Here is a 19,952-nt window from a genome sequence, read left to right on the forward strand (position 1 = left end):
TTCTTTTGTGTGAAAAAGCTGTTACATTCTTCTCACGGGGAAATCCCCGTCATGAGGTCTACCGTCTCCATCAACGGCGATTTCTCTGAATTCCTCGAGGTAGAGACACACACGAGAGGTATTAGCTGTGGACGAAGAAGGCACAGACACCACCGTCAGATCATCATCCGATCCCGAGTACGCCGCAAATCTTCGACGGGCAACCCTCGCTTCGAGCGTCGGGAGCGCGCTGGAATACTATGATTTTGCACTCTACGGATTAGCATCCGCCCTCATCTTCAGTAAGCTTTTCTTCTCCAACCTCGAACCGACAGTTGCCCTCATCGCGAGCTTTGCTACATTTGGGGTTGCGTTTGCGGCCCGTCCGCTCGGAGGGATATTCTTCGGCGCGATGGGCGATAAGCTGGGACGCAAATGGGTGCTCATCACAACAATCGCGCTCATGGGCGGAGCCTCCACCCTGGTTGGCTTACTCCCCACCTACGAGCAGATTGGCATCTGGGCGCCCACGCTACTCGTTCTACTGCGCCTCCTCCAGGGCTTTGGGGCAGGAGCCGAGCAGGCGGGTGCCACGGTTCTCATGGCCGAGTACGCTCCGGTTCGTCGCCGGGGATTCTTTTCCGCCCTGCCCTTCATCGGAATTCAAGCGGGCACCCTCCTCGCCTCCGGGGTATTTGTCTACCTGGGCACACTTCCCACGGAGGTTCTGCTCGCTGGGGTCTGGCGAGTCCCCTTCATCGCGTCAGTCCTCCTGATTGGCCTGGCCGTTCTCATTCGCATCCGCCTCAAGGAGAGCCCCACCTTCATCGAACTTGAAAAACAGGAGCAGATCTCCAAAAATCCCCTTCGGGAGGTGTTTAGCGCCTCTTTTCCTAACGTTCTGCGCGGTATCGGTCTGCGCATGGGTGAGAACGGTGGATCATATATTTTTAGCACGCTCGCGGTGAGCTACATTGTGGGCACCATCGGAGTTGACGCTTCGATAGGCCCGCTTGCCGTTGCCATAGGATCGCTCGTGGGCATGGTATCCGTACCCTATGCGGGACATATTTCGGATCGGTTCGGACGCATTCGCGTATATCGTTTTGGAGCCCTGTTTCTTCTTCTGCTCACCTTTCCCGGTTGGTGGCTGCTCTCGCTCGGAAATCCAGTTGTTGCGGTCGTCGTGATCGCAGTAGCCATTGGGTTTGGTGTGAACACCATGCTCGGCGCCCAGTGCGCTCAGCTCCCGGAGCTCTTTGGTAATCGCCACCGCTACGTGGGTGTTGCCATGTCACGCGAGCTCAGCGCCGTACTTGCCGGTGGTATTGCCCCCGTGCTCGGCGCCTGGCTCATCCAGACCAGCAGCGGATCCTGGTGGCCAATCGCTATCTATGTTTTTATACTTGCCGCCATCTCATTTGGCACCACGTTTATCACCCCCGAGACCCGCTCGCGGGACCTCACCCTCACAACTGACGCTTCCGAAGACACCCCCGAACAGGTCTCGACCCGTCCACCCGCACTCACCACGCTGGCCGAATACCGCAAAGACACACTCACCCGTTCTCAGGGTTCCAGCGCACAACAGAAAGTAGCCACACACATATGACTTCCTCTACCCTCTTCGACCTGACCGGGAAACGGGCCCTTGTCACCGGTTCTAGCCGGGGCATCGGCAGCACGCTGGCCGAGGGGCTTGCCTCTCACGGAGCCTCCGTTATAGTTCACGGACGTAACGCCACACAGGTGGAACGCACCCGCGAACGCATCGCGGAAAGCACACTCACAACGGTGTCTTCCATTCTCTTTGATGTCACAGACGAAACCGCAGTGACCGAAGCTATCCACACGATTGAAAATGATCTGGGAGCCATCGACATTCTTGTCAACAACGCGGGCATCCAACGAAGAGCCCCGTTCACCGATTTTGCTCTCACCGATTGGAATGACCTGGTCGCTACCAACCTCACCAGCGCTTTCCTCGTAGGACAACAGGTGGCCCGCCACATGGCACAGCGCGGTGCCGGAAAAATTATCAACATCGGCTCTGTGCAAACCGCGCTCGGGCGTCCGGGAATCACCCCCTACGCCGCAACCAAGGGTGGTATCGGAATGCTCACCAAGGGAATGTGCGCAGACCTTGCGCCCCTGGGCATCCAGGTAAACGCCCTCGCCCCCGGGTATTTTGCCACCGATCTCACGGCTGCCCTAGTCGAGAACGCCGAGTTCAGCACGTGGGTACAGAAACGCACTCCCGCGGGCCGCTGGGGCCAAGCTGAAGACCTGGTGGGGACACTGATCTACCTGGCTTCCTCTGGTTCCGCGTTTGTTAATGGCCAGATTGTCTATGTTGACGGGGGGATGACGGCCGTTGTCTAGAACTTCCCCAAGGACGGAAGCGCTTGCACCCGAGACAACAGAGGCGCTTGTCATACACGCGCAGGGCCAGCTCAGCGTTGATACCGTTACCCTCTCCCCCGCGTCACCACAGGAGGCACTCATCGATATCGCCTACGGGGGCATCTGCGGCTCGGACCTGCACTACTGGAGCCACGGTGCGGCGGGAGACTCAATACTTCGAGAGCCCTTGATTCTGGGGCATGAGGTCTCGGGAATTGTCCGGACCTCTGCGAGAGACGGAAGCGGCCCGGGAGTCGGCACTCGAGTAACGGTACATCCGGCTCGCCCCGGCCCGGGGGATGGCAGCCGTTACCCTCAGAATCGACCAAATCTCTCCCCCGGCTGTACCTACCTGGGTAGCGCGGCACAGTTCCCGCACACCCGGGGGGCCTTTGCCAGGACAATTGCTCTCAGCACCGACATGCTTCGCCCGCTACCCGACACCCTCCCCCTCCGTCGAGCTGCTCTCGCCGAGCCCACCAGTGTCGCGTGGCACGCGGTCAAACGTGGAGGCGATCCCCGGGGCAAAAGGGTTCTTGTTGTGGGCAGCGGACCCATCGGAACCCTCATCATCGCTGTTCTTGCCCGGGCGGGAGCATCCGAAATTATTGCGGTAGACATACACGATGGGCCGCTCAATATCGCGCGTTCGGTAGGCGCAACCCGGACTCTGCTCGCCCCCGGCGCTCAGAGCATCGCGGGCATTGATGCCGACATCGTCATTGAATCCTCGGGGACCCATCGGGGATTGGCCTCCGCCGTTCGCGGTGCTACGCGGGGCGGACGCATCGTTATGGTGGGTCTCCTTCCCTCGGGAGAGCAGCCTACCCTCATCTCAATAGCAATCTCACGAGAGCTTGAACTGGTGGGGTCATTTCGATTTAACTCGGAGATCAACGAGGTGATTCAAGCGCTTGCAGACGGTTCGCTGTGGGTGGATCCAATCATCACTCACGAGTACACGCTACTCGACGCCGAGGAGGCATTTAGCATCGCGTCACAGGCGTCGCTATCCAGCAAGGTGCTGCTACGCTTCAGAATGGACTAATGTTTTCTTCCCGTGAGAAGAGGTGACCGCGATAATCCGTCGTAGCGCCGATCGCGCCTCCGATGTCCAGAGAGCGCCAATAAAATCGTGAAAGGCCCCCCGATATACCCGAAGCTCCACAGTACCCTGTGCCTCCGTTATTTTTTGTGCGAGCCGCACCGCATCCGGATAGAGCAGGTCGTGAGTGCCCTGATAGATATACACCGGAGGAAGATCGTGCATATCGCCGTGTAGAACACTCACCAGGGGGTCAGAGGGATCTTTCTCACCAGCCCACCAGCGAGCGGCAAGTTGTAATCCCCCGCGCCTGAGAACCGGATCTCGGCGTTTATTTGCGGGAATTTGCGGATTGCTCATGGTCAGGTCAACCCACGGGGCAACAAGAATAACCGCGTCAGGAGCACGCAAGCCCTCATTACGGCAGCGCTGAGCCCACCCCAGAGCAAGGGAACCGCCCGCAGAATCACCCATCATAAATATCTCGTGACCATCTGATCGCTCTGTTGCCGTGAGATAAAGCGTCTCAAGAAACTCATAGGCGTCGGTGGCCGTGTACTCCGGGGCAAGCCCGTACAACGGGACGATAACGGTCGCCCGACTACGACGCAGAAGAGCGGAAACTAACCACCAGTGAAACAGGTTGATGGGGACGACAAAACCGCCGCCGTGCAAAAATATAATCTGATCTCCCGAGGGGCTTTTTTGGGGAGTAAGGGTGAGAACACGCTGTCCCTTCACCCTGGACTCTTCGATGTGAGCGATTTTTCTGATCGACTCGGGAGGGGTCGCTTCTTTGCGAGGGCGGGACACAGCCCTGCGTATTGTTCTTTCGTTTAAGTAGGGAGGAAACGCGTAAAACAAGACCCTGCTCAGGGTCATTCTCAGCGACATACAGAATATCCTCTCACTCTCATCGGCCCTCAAACTCACACTACTCCCTATCCTGCAGAAAGCGGAAGTGGTTGCGGGTTCAACATCACCGCCCCTCCCATAACGATGGGAGGGGCGGTGCACGGAAGGTATGAGTACTAAAGTTACCTTTAGTTTTACACTAGTGAGCGCAAAACGTATTGCAAGATGCCCCCGTTACGATAATAATCGGCCTCACCCGGGGTATCGATACGTACTATCGCGTCAAATTCCACGGGTTTTCTCCCCCCGGCTGAAAAGTTGCTCGGGGTGGCCACAACACGCACCGTCTTGGGGGTCTCACCCTCATTGAGCTTCTCAATACCCGTTATATCGAAGGTTTCGGTGCCGTCAAGACCAAGAGAATCCGCGGTCTCTCCCTCTGGGAACTGTAACGGTAGAACACCCATGCCGATCAGGTTAGAGCGGTGGATACGCTCAAAGCTCTCGGTGATCACCGCGCGCACGCCCAGCAGGCTCGTTCCCTTGGCAGCCCAGTCACGAGAGGAACCGGAACCGTATTCCTTACCTCCAAGCACAACAAGCGGTGTTGCAGCGTCCTGATAGTTTTGTGCCGCGTCGTAGATAAAAGCCTGGGGTCCGTCCTGCTGAGTAAAGTCGCGAGTGTACCCGCCCTCGACGTCGGTGAGTAGCTGATTTTTCAGGCGAATGTTGGCAAAAGTTCCCCGAATCATCACCTCGTGATTACCACGACGGGATCCATAGGAGTTAAAATCCTTGCGTGCAATGCCGTTGGCGATCAGGTACTGGCCCGCGGGAGTATCCGCTTTAATATTTCCAGCGGGGCTAATGTGGTCGGTGGTGACAGAGTCTCCCAGTTTAGCAAGAACCCGGGCACCCGCGATATTGGTTACCGGTGTGGTCTCCATCGTCATGCCCTCAAAATACGGAGGCTTACGCACATAGGTTGATTCACTATCCCACTCAAAAACATTCCCCGTAGGAATCGGAAGAGAGCGCCAGCGGTCATCACCGTCAAAAACACTACCGTATTTATTGGTGAACATTCCGGTATCAATAGAACTATCAATCGTCGCCTGAACCTCAAGCGGATCGGGCCAGATATCCTTCAGGAAAACGTCGTTTCCTTCTTTATCCTTACCCAACGAATCACTGTCAAAATCAAAGTTCATTGATCCGGCAAGCGCGTAAGCGATAACAAGAGGGGGGCTTGCCAGGTAGTTCATCTTAACATCGGGGTTAATGCGTCCCTCAAAGTTACGGTTACCCGACAGCACCGAGGTAACAGCAAGGTCGTTGGCCTGAACAGCGGCAGAGACCTCTTCGGGAAGCGGGCCCGAGTTTCCGATACAGGTTACACAGCCATAACCCACAAGATAAAAACCAAGCTCCTCTAGGTAGGGTGTGAGACCAGACTTGTCGTAGTAGTCGGTCACGACCTTAGATCCCGGAGCGAGCGTTGTCTTCACCCAGGGCTTAGCACGAAGTCCCTTTCTCGCGGCGTTACGAGCGAGGAGCCCGGCCGCAAGCATCACTGAAGGGTTTGAGGTGTTGGTGCACGAAGTAATCGAAGCGATCGTGACCGCACCGTGGTCAATAATATAGCTCTCACCCTTATCGTTGGTGATCTTTGCCGGGTTGGAGGCGCCTGCCGGACCCGAGCTGATCAGGATGGGGGCCTCTGAGGTGTGGCCAGCGTCCTCCGGGCTGGAGGATGGCGGGTCCGAGGCGGGGAATGATTCCATCGACTCACGATCGATGATCGAGTGCGAAACAGTTGCGTAGTTGTTTAGATCGGATGCAAACTGCTCTTTTGCCTGGGTGAGCTCAATACGATCTTGGGGGCGTTTTGGACCCGCGATTGAGGGAACAACCGTGCTGAGGTCAAGCTCGAGGTACTCACTGAAAACGGGCTCGGCAGTGGAATCGTGCCACATTTTTTGTAGTTTTGAGTACTGCTCTACCAGAGCAATCTGTTCTTCGCTGCGGCCGGTAAGGCGGAGGTAATCAAGGGTAACGTCGTCAATCGGGAAGATCGCGGCGGTTGACCCAAACTCGGGGCTCATATTGCCAATAGTGGCCCGGTTTGCAAGGGGAACAGACGCAACTCCCTCACCGTAAAACTCAACAAACTTACCCACAACACCGTGCTGACGAAGCAGCTGGGTGATAGTCAGCACAACATCGGTTGCGGTAACACCCGCCGGAATCTGCCCGGAGAGCTTAAAGCCAACAACCTTGGGAATCAGCATCGAGACGGGCTGTCCCAGCATGGCCGCTTCCGCCTCAATACCGCCAACGCCCCAGCCGAGCACTCCCAGTCCGTTAACCATGGTCGTGTGGGAGTCAGTTCCCACACACGTGTCGGGATAAGCCTGGAGCTTGCCCTCAACCTCGCGGGTGTAGGTTACCCGCGCAAGATACTCAATGTTTACCTGATGCACGATGCCGGTTCCCGGGGGCACAACCTTAAAGTCGTCAAAGGCGGTTTGACCCCAGCGGAGGAATTGGTAGCGCTCACCGTTACGCTCATACTCAATCTCAACATTGCGTCGGAACGAATCAGCTGTACCGAAGAGGTCAGAGATAACAGAGTGGTCTATCACAAGCTCTGCGGGTGCAAGCGGATTAATCTTGTTGGGGTCGCCACCCAGGTCGGCAACCGCCTCGCGCATGGTTGCGAGGTCAACGATACAGGGCACCCCGGTGAAGTCCTGCATGACAACACGCGCCGGGGTAAATTGAATCTCGGTATTGGGCTCCGCCTGAGGGTCCCAGTTGCCCAGTGCCGCGATGTGTTCTCGCGTGACGTTTGCACCATCTTCGGTGCGAAGAAGGTTTTCCAGCAAAACCTTAAGACTATAGGGCAGCTTCTCATAGCCGGGAACGGAATCGATACGAAAAATCTCGTAGTCCTGCGAACCCACCGAGAGGGTTCCACGTGCGCCAAAACTGTTAACCACGGTCACGATATCTCCTTACATTGAGCCTGAGTTAATTTTGCTCCCAGAAACCGCGAACCGCCACCAAGGATTACCTTACCTAGCCTGACAATTCACGGAAATTCCGGGGAAAATTATCTCGATATCAAGATAATTCTACCATTGATTTGAGACATTTTTGACACGCTTAACACCAGCACACAGGCACAGGCACCGTCAAATCATAGACCAAGAATCCTGTACCACGCACTTCGAGAGAAACGGTTCCGACTATTTGTCCGATTCACCCGAGGGAGCAGCCTCACCGGCCACCACGTCATTCTCGTTAGATTGGCCCGCAGCGGAAGAATGGCGACCAATACTTGATCGCACCACGAGCCAGGAAAGCACCACAAGCAACGCAAAAAGCGGCACCCCCATCACAAATCGTGCGATGCCCAGCGCCTCAATCTGTTCCGCGTAGAACAGGGGAAGCTGCACCACAAGACGAAGAGCAAAAAGTCCCACCCACATGAGTGTAACCAGCGTCATGATTCGGAAGGTTTTCTTATCCGAGCGCCAGGAGGTACCTATTCCCGTAAAGAATCCAATTCCCACACCAATCAGAGGCCATCTCACCACAACCGATACGAGTAGACCCAGCCCCCAGGCAGCATTGGTGAAGAACCCGGTGAGGAAGTAGTCCACCGCACGACCGGTAAGCAACGCTATCACCACACAAAAGACAATACCCAAAAGCCCTGACAGGGCGGGGCTGATCGGTTTCCTCCGCACGATCCTGGCAACCAGAAAGCCTACGCCGATAATAACGGGAGCGATAACACTCAGCTCAAGCTCATGCGTTAAAATATAAACACCCAAGAAGACTAGGCCGGGCAGCACGGATTCAAGCATGCCCCAGTAACCACCCAGGGATTCAAGTACGGCATCTTTTGTGAGCTTTTCCCCGGTTGCCGCGCGCGCAACACTGTCGACCAGGCCAGAGCGCACGGATCGAGAAGTGGCGCCGGGTTCGGAGATGCCGGGAGGTAAGGGCTCATCCCCTTCGCGATCGCTCACGGGAAGGGACGACTCATCGCCGGGTAATTTTCCCTCCGGACTCTCGGGTATCTTGTCACCACTCTGCGCCGCCATTCTTGTTTCAGCTTTCCAAGGAGCCCTGCTCGGTACCGGCTTCCCCAGCCGCCGCCGCCGGAACGCGAAGAGCGAGTAGGTCGCGTGGGGGCAGAGGCTGTTCCCCGCGCACCACAACCACGCTGCGAAATATCTCGTAGATCTTCTCTCGAGCATCATCATCAGACAGTGCAGCTCCCGAAACTACACCGCGGAGAAGCCAACGGGGACCATCAACCCCTATAAAACGCACCCGGTTCGAGCCTCCGTCTGCCGCAGTAATAACAGCTTCAAGCTCCGGGCCAAACACATCCTCTCGTTCATCAACCCGCGCCTTTTGCGCAACAAGCTGTTCGCGAATCTGCTCACGAACCTCATGCCACAGACCGGTGCTACGAGGAGCAGAGAAAGCCTGCAATTGCAGGGTGGATTGGTGGTAGTCAAGTGATACAGCAACGATTCTCTGGGTACCCTCCTCCACATCAAGGCGCATTTGAATCCCCTCACGGGGCAAAATTTTAAGTGACCCGAGGTCAACGTAAGGTCGCACCGCACTCGCCTCTGAAGCGTCGAAGGGTCCCTCCACTTCGCGATCAGTTGGCGCAGACTTCGATTCGTCTACTGTCGGTTCCGTTGAGGCGCCCTCGGACTCTGCACTCGAGTCATCGGTCTTTTTCGTGTTATCAGCCATGAGATTATCCTTTCGAGTGTGCTGCGCCGTATCCGGTTGAGCCAAAGCCAGACTCACCCCGGTCGCTTCCGGGCAGTGTTTCCACCCGAATAAAGTTTGCCCGAGACACTCGCATAAATATCACCTGAGCGATGCGATCGCCGGGGTTCACCGTATAAGCCTTATTCTTATCAGTGTTAAGCAGGGTTACCCTGACCTCGCCGCGATACCCGGCGTCCACGGTTCCCGGTGAGTTTAACACCGTGATACCGTGCTTGGTTGCCAGACCACTGCGAGGTACCACAAAAGCCACATACCCGTCGGGCAGCGCAAAAGATACTCCGGTAGGCACCAGGGCGCGCTCTCCCGGCTCCAGCACCACGTGCTCTGTACTACAGAGGTCAGCGCCCGCATCACCGGCATGCGCGTAGGTTGGCGGGTGGTCTGCACGGATCAGTACGTCAACTGCTTCATTCACTCTTATTAGCGTAGCCCACATTCAGAATCTGATAGTCATAGAGTATGCGTTTTTATTCTGAACGACTCGTGCCCGGCGTCTGGACCTTTGTTGCGACTTTTCTGATTGTTCCCGGAACAGTCCTGGTAATCTTCCCCATCAATCAGATGGTGGCAGTCATTTCTGCCGCTGTGCTATACCTTCTTTGCGTCACGCTGCTCATTGCGACCAGCCCTGTGGTGCGTGTTGAGAAAGGACAACTCAACGCCGGCCGAGCCAAGATTTCTGTGAATCACCTGGGAAAAATTGAGCACTATGATGGGGACGATGCAACACAGCAGCGCGGCCCCCTACTGGACGCCCGCGCCCACCTAGTTATTCGGGGTTGGGTAAGCGCTATCGTTCGGATCGAACTAAACGACCCGCAAGACCCAACCCCCTACTGGATTATTTCAACTCGTCACCCGCAACAACTGGCCGACGCCATTCGTCAGGCGCAGGAGCAAAGTTAACCTAGGCGGCGCACTCGCGGCAAATGGGGCCAAGCTTGGTCTCGTGATCGATCTGGGAACGATGACGAACAAGAAAACAGTTCACGCAGGTGAACTCGTCATCCTGTGGTGGCAGTACGACAACATCAAGTTCCATATCGGACAGATCAGCACCGGCAAGTTCGAATCCAGGATTGTCAGCATCCTCTGAATCCACAACTCCCGAAAGTTTATCGGGGACACGCTCTTTTAAAGCTTCAATTGATTCAGAGTCATCATCAGATTTGCGGGGAGCGTCGTAATCAGTCGCCATTCTTTTCCATTTTCTTTATTCAACAGTGTGAACCCATGAATTATGGGAGACGGCGATAGTTTGCACGAAAGTCGCAAGAAGTGCAAACTCAACTCAGGAGACTCTCAGGTTTTTAATCCCAATATCACGGCGCGCCCGCGATATTTCCCGGCTTTTTCGATGTGCGTGACAAGATTGATGAACGCGACCTACATACCGGAGGCAGAAATTATGCAGGAGCTCAAAGTCGTCGGGAACGAAAACGGCGCCCTCGTTGTATCAAACGATACCGGAGAAAGCTTTCGTGTCATGGCGGATGACGCTCTCTTTGCGGAGGTTCGCCGACTGAGTAAACGCGAAGCCGAACCGTCAAAAGTTTCTCCACGAATCATTCAGGCACACGTTCGCGCGGGTCGTACCCACCAGGAAATCAGCGACCTCACGGGTGCCAGCGTTGCAGACATTGAACGTTACGAGGGTCCCGTTCTGGCTGAACGTCGCTATGTCCTTGACAGCGCACTCCAGGTGTCAGTCGTTTTGAACACCGCTGAGGCAGAGCTGCAACCCCACACCTTCGGTAACGCCATCAATATCCGACTCGACTCGCTCTCCGCCAGCGAGAGGGAATGGTCTTCGTGGCGCGACGACGAAGAGGGGTGGCTCGTGCGTCTCACGTTTGTCGCAAATGAAATAACCCATAACGCAACGTGGCAATTTGACCACAAGCAACTCACACTCACGCCCATCAGCTCAGAGGCAATTATTTTGTCCAAGCAGGAAGATGTGGGCGATCGTCTTATTCCTAAGCTCCACGCGGTTGATTCCCCCCGCAGCAAACGCTCGAGTGAGCGTTTTGACTCGGGCGCGTTTGACTCGCACACCCTAGAAGAAATCGACCCCACCGCTGCTCAATCCCTCGATGCAAGCGAACAGGAGGCGGCCCGCCAGGAGTCCGTTCCGCTGAATTCGCACTGGACCCAGGAGGTCGAAGAGCTTGCGGTTGCAAAAGCAGATGATCCAGCAGATTTCGGACAGACCTCAGATCTATTGGAGGCCCTGCGGCGACGGCGCGGTGAACGAGAGTCAACAGTCCCAACCTCCGACGAAACTGACCCCAACACAACACCCCTCTTCGACGTGTTGGCTTCCACCGAGGCATACGATTTTAGTTCCGATGCCCCCGCGGAGGGAGTCCCCGTATCGGGAATTAGAGGAAGCCTCTCTCCCCTCACATCCGGACTCGCGGACGGCTCCGCCCTGCCTGATCAAACACCGCAGAAGGAGGAAACCTCTCTTGATGCGACCGAAGCTTTCCAGAAGGCAGATGTTCAAAACAACGTTTCGCCTCATCCCGCCAATGATTCCGGAGCCCAGCCAGCCTCCACCCGCGGACGCAAGAAGAGAGCAGAGATGCCCAGTTGGGACGACATCCTTTTTGGATCCTCCCGTAGCGAGGATCCCGTATAGGCTCAACGGCCCCTAGTCGTTTAAGAAGCGTTTTTCTTACGCAAAAGCTCCGATTCGAATGAGCGGAACCCCCACTTCTTCGGAGCTTATTCCACCGTGCTGTCCAATCATGCCGCGAGATCCCGCATCCTCAGGGCCAACACTGTAGAGAGCGTGGTCTCCCTGTGCGATAACCAACACATCACCAATGCGCTCCAGCACCTCGGGAGCCACCTCACCAAACATGCCCGAGGCCACCGCTTCTGTCCTCGTGAGGATAAGAGCGGAATCGCCGAGCGTCCTCCCCCATCGAGTGGCAAGCTCTCGCGTTCTCTCGACGCGTGCTATCGCGTCGGTGGGGTCCAGGTACAGATACCGCATACGTGGTTCCCCACCCACTCGGACGATGCCCCCCATCATCTTTTCGTCCTCATCATAAAAGATGTGCTTAGAGGCCGGAACATCAATGATTCCATGATCTGCGGTGAGGGCGATCCCTACCCCCGGATCGACTCTATTGGCAAGCTTTCGGATCTCAGAATCGAGCGATTCTAGTGATTCGCTCCACTCCGAAGACTGCCACCCCCGCGCATGGGCAATTCGGTCAAGCTCATCCACATAGAGGTAAACAATTCCATAATTATCGCTTTTTACGGCCCCGTAAGCCTGCTGGAAGCGCTCCTCAATACTGTTTGCCGCCAGATAGTCGGCCCCCGTGAGAATCGCCGATGTGAGGCCGCTCTGTTGATGCGCAGTACGTCCAATTACCGCACTCCGAACCCCGTAGTCAGCCGCACGTTCAAACACCGTGTGTGACCGTTGCCACTCTCGAACCCGCGTGGTATGCCCCCACTCGCTGAGGGTGGTAACCAAATCACCGCTCTGTGGGTTTCGAATCCGATATCCGACCAATCCGTGCTCTCCCGGCAGAGTACCCGTGGTAATCGTGGTGAGAGCCGCCCCCGTGGTGGAGGGAAATACCGTATTGATACGTTCTCGCCACTGCGCCCACAGAAAGCGCGCATATCCCTTCCTCTCGAAAAGATTCTCGTATCCCAACCCATCAATAACGATCACAACCGCCGTTGTAGCCCGCCCCCAGGCTGATGAACGCTCCTCCACACCCAACGAAGAGAGGCAAATTGGTAAAACTTCGGCAAGGCGCGAACCATATGACATTTGCATAGATAGCATGGGGGCAATCGTATCTCGTACGCGCAAGATCATGTGAAAGCAACAGTGAATAAAAACCACACCCCAACCGAGAAAATTGAAGACATCGACATCTCAGAGGAGATGCAGAGTTCATTTCTGGAATACGCCTACTCGGTCATTTATTCACGCGCGCTGCCCGACGCTCGGGACGGCCTCAAACCCGTACAGCGCCGAATTCTGTATCAAATGACAGAGATGGGTCTGCGGCCCGACAAAGGACACGTTAAGTCATCCCGTGTTGTTGGCGATGTCATGGGAAGACTGCACCCCCACGGTGATGCCTCCATCTATGATGCTCTGGTGCGTCTCGCACAGGATTTCACCCTGCGTCTCCCCCTCATCGACGGACACGGTAATTTTGGCTCTCTTGACGATGGCCCCGCTGCCCCCCGCTACACCGAGGCCCGCCTCGCGGGCGCCGCTCTTGCCATGACGGATAATCTGGAAGAAGACGTTGTTGAGCTCGTGCCCAATTACGATAATCAGCTCACGCAACCCGAGGTTCTTCCCGCAGCCATACCAAATCTGCTTGTTAACGGAGCATCAGGCATCGCCGTGGGAATGGCAACAAATATGGCGCCCCACAACCTTGTGGAAATTGTTCAGGGCGCCCAGCACCTGCTCATGAATCCACAGGCAACGGTTGAGGAGCTAATGGAGTTTATTCCAGGACCGGACCTTCCCGGCGGCGGTACAATCGTTGGCCTCGACGGGGTCAAAGATGCCTACCGTAGCGGTCGTGGCGCGTTTCGTACACGCGCAACGGCCAAGGTCGAAGCTCTGACTCCCCGCAAAAATGGGCTTATCATCACTGAGTTGCCCTATCTGGTTGGCCCCGAACGTATCATTGAGAAGATCAAAGAGGGTGTTGAGGCCAAGAAACTCAGTGGAATTACAGATGTCATTGACCTTACCGATATGAAGAACGGTCTACGCCTGGTTATCAGTGTCAAAGCCGGGTTTGATCCCGAGGCAGTTCTTGAGCAACTCTACCGCTACACCCCGCTCGAAGATTCGTTCAGCATTAACAACGTTGCACTTGTCGAGGGACAGCCCCAAACCCTGGGCCTGAAAGAACTCCTCACCGTTTTTATTGAGCATCGTATTTCGGTTATTACCAGGAGAACCCGTTATCGTCTGGCTAGACGCAGGGAACGCCTGCACCTGGTTGACGGACTCCTTGTTGCCATTCTCGATATCGACGAGGTCATTCAGCTTATCCGCTCTAGTAATGACTCCGAAGGCGCGCGCCAGCGCCTCATGGAAGTCTTTGACCTGAGCCAGATTCAGGCCGAATATATTCTTGAGCTTCGGCTACGTCGCCTCACCAAGTTTTCGCGTATCGAACTTGAGGCAGAACGCGACGATCTACTCGCTCAAATCGCTGAGCTCGAAAAGATCCTGGGGAGTAAGCGGCGCATTCGCGAGGTCGTCTCCGAAGAGCTCGACGTGGTTGCCGAAAAGTTTGGCACCCCCAGGCGCACGCTCCTCAGGGGAGCGGCACCCGCACGCGTCTCATCAGCACAAGCAAAAAAAGCTAATCTTGAGCTTGTTGACACCCCGTGCACCGTCTTGCTCTCAGTAACGGGGCGAGTGCTTCGAATTGATGACGCCCAAGAGAGCCCCGCGGGAACACTAAAAAAAGCTCCTCGACGCCTCAAACACGATGCCGTGCTCTCGGCTATTCGCACCACCTCCCGCTCGGAGGTAGGTGCCGTAACAACGGCCGGGCGGCTCATACGCTTTACCCCGATGGATGTTCCCACGGTACCCGGGGCCAGCATTCAGTTTGCCGCGGGGGTTCCGCTCTCAGACTACCTCGGTGTGCTTGCCGCCCACGAACGGGTACTCCTGATTACCCCGCTCACCGATGAGACGGTTCTAGCACTCGGCACGAAGCAGGGAGTCGTTAAGCGGGTAGGCCTCAACGACCTCCCTGTAAAACCCGAATACGACATGATTAGCCTGAAAGAGGGCGATAGCGTAGTTGGAGCCACCATTACAGAGGATAACGACGACCTGGTCTTTGTAACCTCAGACGCCCAATTGCTTCGTTTTAGCGCACAAACCGTTAGGCCTCAAGGCAGGCAGGCAGGCGGAATGGCCGGTATAAAGCTGGGGGCCTCAGCCAACGTCATCTTCTTTACTTCTGTGCCCGCTGCATCCACAGAAAGCGCCATCGTCGTGACCGTCGCTGATAGCTCCACGACGCTTCCCGGTACTGCTATCGGCAGCGGTAAGGTGAGCGAATTCTCAAGCTATCCCAGTAAGGGACGTGCTACCGGAGGTGTACGTACCCAGCGCTTCCTCAAGGGGGAAGACCAACTCACCGCCGCCTGGGTGGGTAGCGGTGAGCCCCGCGCGCTCGGCGCTGACTACTCGCCACGCACCCTTCCAACAGACATGACCCGGCGAGACGCCTCCGGCAGTTTTGTCGATGGCGAAGTCTCCTTTATCGGAACGTCTGTGCGCACAGCGCTAGGTGACACTGATGAACCGCAGGAGTCATAGCAGGAGAGTCACCCCTCCCCACCCAAGCTAGTCTGTAATGAGTCTTTTACTCAAAACGGCCACGTCATCAACACCGTACCCGAGAGCCTCGTAAAAACCCATAACCTGTTCGTTTGTTGTACGCACCATAAGGTTTATTTTTAGACAGCCGCGTTTCTTGAGGAGGTGTTCTGTCTCCGACATCAGGGAGCGCCCTACACCGTGACGACCCTGCAGGGTCGGACTCACGGCAAGGTAGTAAACCCAGCCACGATGCCCATCGTGTCACGCCATCAGAGTCGCCTCGACACTGCCATCCCGCTCACCGGCGAGGAAAAGCTCAGGTTGAATCGCACGTTTACGATCAAAATCAAGGTGAGGGTTATTCCAGGGTCGAACCAGGCCACACTCCCCCCGCAACTCAATCACACGCGCCCTATCTTCTTCGCGAACCTCACGAACTTTATCAAGCACTTTATGTTCCTTTACCAGCCAAACGTCCGCAGGGGCACAAACGTTTTATACCGGACGCTGGTTCACGTATTCTATCGGCTTACTCACGCTACCGAATTGCGTTTGTGACCTCTCGGTCATTCGCTTACTGAGGGGGAAGCGCCCGGTCAAGACTAACGTTGCGTGATGCCTTGCGTGCAGCCGGTGAATACAGCGCGATAAGCGCTATTAATCCGGCAATAAGAACAATGTTTTTGAGAATATACTGCCCGGTCAGGGTACCCACGCCAAAACTCATCCAGGTCTCAGACGGAAACATTACGAGCGGAATAAACGTTCCAATAAGATGCAGAATGGAGAGTAGTGAAAAAAGCGGGATCATCCAGCCCACCGCTAGGGCCAATCCAAGAGCAACCTCCAGGAGGCCAATTGCAAGACGGGCGGCATCATAGCTGAGTAAACCCATCGAGAGCTCCCGGACGGTACTGACGGCTACGGGCTCTGCCGGAGATACCCCTGGAAAAAGTTTAGGAATTCCAAACCAGATAAAAACGATCGCGTATGAATATCGTAAAATCGGAGCCGCTACCTGCAGGGCCGTATTTTGTATCCAATTATATATGTGGCTCAAAGATCCCTCTCATAGTGGTTTAGCATAAAACTTTTCTGTATATCTATACTACCCGTTTGCGATAGCTTCTCCTATGGAATCTTCCTAGCAAGCAAACACATTATCTAATACATTACATATACACCTCTAATATGTCACCTACACCTTCGCCTGAAGCTTGCAAAGATTATGCTCTGTCGCTTTAAACAGACACGGGAGACGCCAGCACAGGAATAACTTTCAATTTTTTAAGGAAGTATCGTTTGCTTGCACAGTTTTTAACGTTGAACCGAGAGGAAGAGAATGCTAAAAAGCACTCACCACCCAGTAACCCCTAAGGCCCTGCTCAGTGGCGGCGCATGGCACCCATCATAGACTTAACCACACACCGCCGCTCGGGCAGGGAACCTACTAGTTGACCTTGCGATAGGTGGAACTTCCGAACCCTAGGATCAAATAACCAATTGGAGCCAATAGCCAGAGGAGAAAGAAGGAAAAGGCTCCGCCCTTATCGAAATTCCGTCCTACGTTCACCGCCAGAATAATGGCAAGAACCAGGTTCACGATGGGAATCAGGAACAAGAGCAACCACCACCAAGGCTTACCACCAACTTTCAATAGAAAGTAGGTATTTACAATGGGGATGATTGCAACCCAACCCGGTTGTCCAGCTTTTGTAAAAACTCGCCACAGGCCGATGACAATCAATACATAGATTGTCAGCGTGACCCAACCATTCGCCTGTAACAGGTTAAGAAAAGAAGCGTCTCTGGTAATCATGATTACCTCCTAGGATTGTTGCCGCCATCTGCGGCTTTATCCTTATAATACGCTTCTTTATGCACTTAGCTAGTGACAATATTTACTTTGACTAAAATGCTTTTCCTACTTAAAATCTATTGTGAATGCGTAAAATACGCGCCGATCTTAATCTCTAAAAAATTTTTGGACGGTTAACACGGTGAAGTTTATCTCAAGGCTTCCAGCACCGCACAGACCGCACCGTCACGTAATAAACAGTGCCGGAAGCCAATTTATCTAGTCAACCTTGCGGTATGTAGAACTACCAAACCCGAGGACCAGATAGCCAATAGGAGCAAGAAGCCAAAGAAGGAAGACGGAGAAAGCTCCGCCCTGACCAAAATTCCTTCCAATCCTCAGCGCTAACATAACCTGGAGAATCAGGCTTACGACGGGAATAATCAATAGAAGCAGCCACCACCAGGGCTTGCCGGCAATCTTTAACAGGTAGTAGATATTTACAATCGGAATGATCGCAGCCCAGCCAGGTTCTCCGGCCTTTGTAAACATTTTCCACATCGCGATGATCATCACGACGAGAATCAGCACTGAGGGAATCAGCACGATGGCGTTAAATGCCATGAGTACCGAGACGTCACTAGCAGTCATAGTTGTCTCCTAAAATTACGGTCGTACTTACGACCCATGTTTTAAAATGTTCTTGTTTTATATTTATATTAAGTATTCATTTAGACTGTTTCGCGCTTACTCCCCTCTGAAATTAGTGTAAACACGCAAAAATAACTCGTCATCAAAGACAGGGGAACCTGAAGCTATTCATACGACTTACCCTCAACCCAAGGAGAGTCTAAGCAGCCACGGGGCCACCCCTACATTTTGCCTAGCAACCTTGATGCCCCAAACATCAATTTATTCTCTGTACACATAAAAAGGGGTCACATCTCCGAGAAGACGTGACCCCAATTTTATTTATTTATAGAAAAGCTATAGCTAGGCTCTTTAGTTTTTATCTTCCAGCGCTGACTTGAGTGCGGCGAGTGATTCATCACCTGCAAGAGCACCGGCGACCGTGTTATCGCCAGAGAACGATGTGTCTCCCGCGGGTGCTGCTGCGTCTTCTTCTGTTTCGTCGGCGGCAGAAGCAGCAACCTGCTTCTTGTGAGACTCCCAGCGCTCCTGAGCGGCAGCGTATTCTTGCTCCCACTTCTCGCGCTGCGCCTCGAAGCCTTCTTTCCACTCGTTGGTCTCCGGATCGAAGCCCTCGGGGTACTTGTAGTTACCCTCTTCGTCGTATTCCGTGAGCATTCCGTAGAGCGCCGGGTCAAACTCGGTACCCTCGGGGTCAACACCCTCGTTAGCCTGCTTGAGGCTCAGTGAGATGCGACGGCGCTCCAGATCAATGTCAATCACCTTGACAAAGACCTCGTCATTTACCGATACGACCTGTTCAGCAAGCTCAACGTGCTTACCGGAGAGTTCGGAGATGTGTACCAGACCCTCAATGCCGTCGGCAACCCGAACAAACGCACCGAAGGGAACCAGCTTGGTAACCTTACCCGGCGCGACCTGTCCGATTGCATGGGTACGAGCGAACACGGCCCACGGGTCTTCCTGAGTTGCCTTGAGCGACAGTGACACACGCTCGCGGTCAAGCTCTACGGAGAGAACCTCAACGGTTACTTCCTGACCAACCTCAACAACCTCGGAGGCGTGATCGACGTGCTTCCAGCTGAGCTCGGACACATGCACAAGACCGTCAACACCACCCAAATCAACAAAGGCACCAAAGTTAACAATCGACGAAATATTACCCTTGCGCACCTGACCCGGGTGGAGGTTTGCGAGGAACGTAGAACGGCTCTCGGACTGGGTCTGCTCCAGCAACGCACGGCGAGATAGCACAACGTTGTTGCGGTTCTTGTCGAGCTCAAGAATCTTTGCCTCGATCTCCTGTCCCAGGTAGGGGGTAAGATCACGGACACGACGCAGCTCGATAAGTGACGCGGGGAGGAATCCACGGAGTCCGATGTCAACGATGAGTCCACCCTTGACAACCTCAATGACCGTTCCGGTAACAACACCGTCTTCGTCACGAATCTTCTCAACATCACCCCAGGCACGCTCGTACTGCGCACGTTTCTTGCTGAGAATGAGGCGACCCTCTTTGTCTTCCTTCTGGAGAACTAGGGCCTCGACGCTATCTCCCACGCTGACGACCTCGGTGGGGTCAACATCGTGCTTGATAGAAAGCTCACGTGAGGGAATAACACCCTCGGTCTTGTATCCAACGTCGAGGAGAACCTCGTCGCGGTCAATCTTTACAACAGTTCCCTCGATAAGGTCACCATCGTTAAAGAATTTTAAAGTCTTTTCGACTGCGGCAAGAAAGTCTTCGGCAGAACCAATATCGTTGACGGCTATCTGCTTAGCTGCCTTGCCGGTCGTTGCGGTTGTCATGTAGTTAATACTCCAGTACGGACATAAATTAGGCCGCGAATCTAAAACACACTTGTGAATCTGTAGGCGGCGACGGACAAAAATAATCACATTGAGTGACAGCCCATTCTAACCCACCATATTGATTGAGTTCAAACACACACAAATAAAAACCGTATCGTGTTTTACCGCACATTCTTCTCCGAGCCAGTTCACACCGTACAAGCACACACGCAACGTCCGAGAGAGCAGTC

The 19,952-nt window shown here is 54.7% G+C and carries 18 protein-coding genes and 1 pseudogene; 6 read left to right on the plus strand and 13 right to left on the minus strand.

The window, feature by feature from the left end; all coding sequences use genetic code 11:
• Positions 1 to 127: 127 nt before the first annotated feature.
• The 3 genes from FrondiHNR_RS07490 to FrondiHNR_RS07500 are packed head-to-tail and all read left to right on the plus strand — an operon-like array spanning position 128 to position 3,430.
• Entirely contained in the window at positions 128 to 1,591 is a 1,464-nt protein-coding gene (locus FrondiHNR_RS07490) for an MFS transporter (protein WP_279352165.1), read from the plus strand.
• The gene (locus FrondiHNR_RS07495) at positions 1,588 to 2,361 is read left to right on the plus strand and encodes an SDR family oxidoreductase (protein WP_279352166.1); all 774 of its coding nucleotides are present in this window, start codon (positions 1,588 to 1,590) and stop codon (positions 2,359 to 2,361) included. Before FrondiHNR_RS07490 ends, FrondiHNR_RS07495 begins: the two co-directional genes overlap by 4 nt.
• Positions 2,354 to 3,430, plus strand: coding sequence for an L-idonate 5-dehydrogenase (locus tag FrondiHNR_RS07500; protein WP_279352167.1), 1,077 nt, complete (start codon positions 2,354 to 2,356; stop codon positions 3,428 to 3,430). The genes FrondiHNR_RS07495 and FrondiHNR_RS07500 overlap by 8 nt, the downstream gene beginning before the upstream one ends.
• Here the strand turns inward: FrondiHNR_RS07500 and FrondiHNR_RS07505 are convergent.
• The 5 genes from FrondiHNR_RS07505 to dut form a co-directional block, all read right to left on the minus strand.
• Positions 3,410 to 4,321 carry an alpha/beta hydrolase gene (locus tag FrondiHNR_RS07505; protein WP_279352168.1) on the minus strand — a complete coding sequence of 304 codons (912 nt, stop codon included), beginning with the start codon at positions 4,319 to 4,321 and terminating at the stop codon, positions 3,410 to 3,412. The two genes, FrondiHNR_RS07500 and FrondiHNR_RS07505, sit on opposite strands and share 21 nt — an antisense overlap.
• Positions 4,322 to 4,476: 155 nt before the next feature.
• On the minus strand, positions 4,477 to 7,290 hold the full coding sequence (locus FrondiHNR_RS07510) for an aconitate hydratase (protein ID WP_279352169.1): 2,814 nt from the start codon (positions 7,288 to 7,290) through the stop codon (positions 4,477 to 4,479).
• Between the two features lie 243 nt (positions 7,291 to 7,533).
• Positions 7,534 to 8,397: a DUF3159 domain-containing protein gene (locus FrondiHNR_RS07515; protein ID WP_279352170.1), complete on the minus strand. Its 864-nt coding sequence runs from the start codon at positions 8,395 to 8,397 to the stop codon at positions 7,534 to 7,536.
• Positions 8,398 to 8,404: 7 nt separating this feature from the next.
• Positions 8,405 to 9,067: a DUF3710 domain-containing protein gene (locus FrondiHNR_RS07520; RefSeq protein WP_279352171.1), complete on the minus strand. Its 663-nt coding sequence runs from the start codon at positions 9,065 to 9,067 to the stop codon at positions 8,405 to 8,407.
• A gap of 4 nt (positions 9,068 to 9,071) precedes the next feature.
• On the minus strand, positions 9,072 to 9,524 hold the full coding sequence (gene dut, locus FrondiHNR_RS07525; protein ID WP_279352172.1) for a dUTP diphosphatase: 453 nt from the start codon (positions 9,522 to 9,524) through the stop codon (positions 9,072 to 9,074).
• Positions 9,525 to 9,568: 44 nt separating this feature from the next.
• Here dut and FrondiHNR_RS07530 point away from each other — a divergent pair, with 44 nt between their 5' ends.
• A complete protein-coding gene (locus FrondiHNR_RS07530; RefSeq protein ID WP_279352173.1) occupies positions 9,569 to 10,015 on the plus strand; it encodes a DUF3093 domain-containing protein in 447 nt (148 codons plus the stop codon).
• 1 nt (position 10,016) lies between these two features.
• On the opposite strand, the gene FrondiHNR_RS07535 is transcribed toward FrondiHNR_RS07530, so the two are convergent.
• A complete protein-coding gene (locus FrondiHNR_RS07535; RefSeq protein WP_279352174.1) occupies positions 10,017 to 10,307 on the minus strand; it encodes a DUF4193 domain-containing protein in 291 nt (96 codons plus the stop codon).
• 177 nt (positions 10,308 to 10,484) lie between these two features.
• Between FrondiHNR_RS07535 and sepH the strand changes: the two genes are divergently transcribed.
• Positions 10,485 to 11,753 carry a septation protein SepH gene (gene sepH / locus FrondiHNR_RS07540; RefSeq protein WP_279352175.1) on the plus strand — a complete coding sequence of 423 codons (1,269 nt, stop codon included), beginning with the start codon at positions 10,485 to 10,487 and terminating at the stop codon, positions 11,751 to 11,753.
• A 36-nt stretch (positions 11,754 to 11,789) separates the two neighbouring features.
• On the opposite strand, the gene FrondiHNR_RS07545 is transcribed toward sepH, so the two are convergent.
• Entirely contained in the window at positions 11,790 to 12,911 is a 1,122-nt protein-coding gene (locus tag FrondiHNR_RS07545; RefSeq protein ID WP_279352176.1) for an alkaline phosphatase family protein, read from the minus strand.
• Between the two features lie 117 nt (positions 12,912 to 13,028).
• Between FrondiHNR_RS07545 and FrondiHNR_RS07550 the strand changes: the two genes are divergently transcribed.
• Positions 13,029 to 15,458: a DNA topoisomerase IV subunit A gene (locus FrondiHNR_RS07550; RefSeq protein ID WP_279354500.1), complete on the plus strand. Its 2,430-nt coding sequence runs from the start codon at positions 13,029 to 13,031 to the stop codon at positions 15,456 to 15,458.
• A gap of 27 nt (positions 15,459 to 15,485) precedes the next feature.
• Here the strand turns inward: FrondiHNR_RS07550 and FrondiHNR_RS07555 are convergent.
• The 6 genes and pseudogenes from FrondiHNR_RS07555 to rpsA all read right to left on the minus strand — a co-directional run.
• A pseudogene (locus FrondiHNR_RS07555) lies at positions 15,486 to 15,704 on the minus strand (GNAT family N-acetyltransferase); the annotation flags it as partial.
• 18 nt (positions 15,705 to 15,722) lie between these two features.
• Entirely contained in the window at positions 15,723 to 15,911 is a 189-nt protein-coding gene (locus FrondiHNR_RS07560) for a hypothetical protein (protein ID WP_279352177.1), read from the minus strand.
• A gap of 124 nt (positions 15,912 to 16,035) precedes the next feature.
• Positions 16,036 to 16,521, minus strand: a complete 486-nt coding sequence (locus FrondiHNR_RS07565) for a DoxX family membrane protein (RefSeq protein WP_279352178.1) — start codon at positions 16,519 to 16,521, stop codon at positions 16,036 to 16,038.
• Between the two features lie 390 nt (positions 16,522 to 16,911).
• Positions 16,912 to 17,280: a DUF5684 domain-containing protein gene (locus FrondiHNR_RS07570; protein WP_279352179.1), complete on the minus strand. Its 369-nt coding sequence runs from the start codon at positions 17,278 to 17,280 to the stop codon at positions 16,912 to 16,914.
• Positions 17,281 to 17,538: 258 nt separating this feature from the next.
• Positions 17,539 to 17,910 (minus strand): DUF5684 domain-containing protein, encoded by a 372-nt coding sequence (locus tag FrondiHNR_RS07575; protein WP_279352180.1) that lies wholly within the window; start codon positions 17,908 to 17,910, stop codon positions 17,539 to 17,541.
• Positions 17,911 to 18,261: 351 nt separating this feature from the next.
• Complete coding sequence (gene rpsA / locus FrondiHNR_RS07580) at positions 18,262 to 19,719, minus strand: 30S ribosomal protein S1 (protein WP_279352181.1); 1,458 nt, start codon at positions 19,717 to 19,719, stop codon at positions 18,262 to 18,264.
• Between the last annotated feature and the right edge of the window lie 233 nt (positions 19,720 to 19,952).

This window comes from Lysinibacter sp. HNR (assembly GCF_029760935.1).
Classification (GTDB): domain Bacteria; phylum Actinomycetota; class Actinomycetes; order Actinomycetales; family Microbacteriaceae; genus HNR.

Bases quoted from the DNA above. Each gene is read 5' to 3' on its own strand.
- FrondiHNR_RS07495 (WP_279352166.1), top strand. From the start codon at position 1,588: ATGACTTCCTCTACCCTCTTCGACCTGACCGGGAAACGGGCCCTTGTC.
- FrondiHNR_RS07505 (WP_279352168.1), bottom strand. From the start codon at position 4,321: ATGTCGCTGAGAATGACCCTGAGCAGGGTCTTGTTTTACGCGTTTCCT.
- FrondiHNR_RS07515 (WP_279352170.1), bottom strand. From the start codon at position 8,397: ATGGCGGCGCAGAGTGGTGACAAGATACCCGAGAGTCCGGAGGGAAAA.
- FrondiHNR_RS07520 (WP_279352171.1), bottom strand. From the start codon at position 9,067: ATGGCTGATAACACGAAAAAGACCGATGACTCGAGTGCAGAGTCCGAG.
- FrondiHNR_RS07530 (WP_279352173.1), top strand. From the start codon at position 9,569: ATGCGTTTTTATTCTGAACGACTCGTGCCCGGCGTCTGGACCTTTGTT.
- FrondiHNR_RS07535 (WP_279352174.1), bottom strand. From the start codon at position 10,307: ATGGCGACTGATTACGACGCTCCCCGCAAATCTGATGATGACTCTGAA.
- sepH (WP_279352175.1), top strand. From the start codon at position 10,485: ATGAACGCGACCTACATACCGGAGGCAGAAATTATGCAGGAGCTCAAA.
- FrondiHNR_RS07545 (WP_279352176.1), bottom strand. From the start codon at position 12,911: ATGTCATATGGTTCGCGCCTTGCCGAAGTTTTACCAATTTGCCTCTCT.
- FrondiHNR_RS07550 (WP_279354500.1), top strand. From the start codon at position 13,029: ATGCAGAGTTCATTTCTGGAATACGCCTACTCGGTCATTTATTCACGC.
- FrondiHNR_RS07570 (WP_279352179.1), bottom strand. From the start codon at position 17,280: ATGATTACCAGAGACGCTTCTTTTCTTAACCTGTTACAGGCGAATGGT.
- FrondiHNR_RS07575 (WP_279352180.1), bottom strand. From the start codon at position 17,910: ATGACTGCTAGTGACGTCTCGGTACTCATGGCATTTAACGCCATCGTG.
- rpsA (WP_279352181.1), bottom strand. From the start codon at position 19,719: ATGACAACCGCAACGACCGGCAAGGCAGCTAAGCAGATAGCCGTCAAC.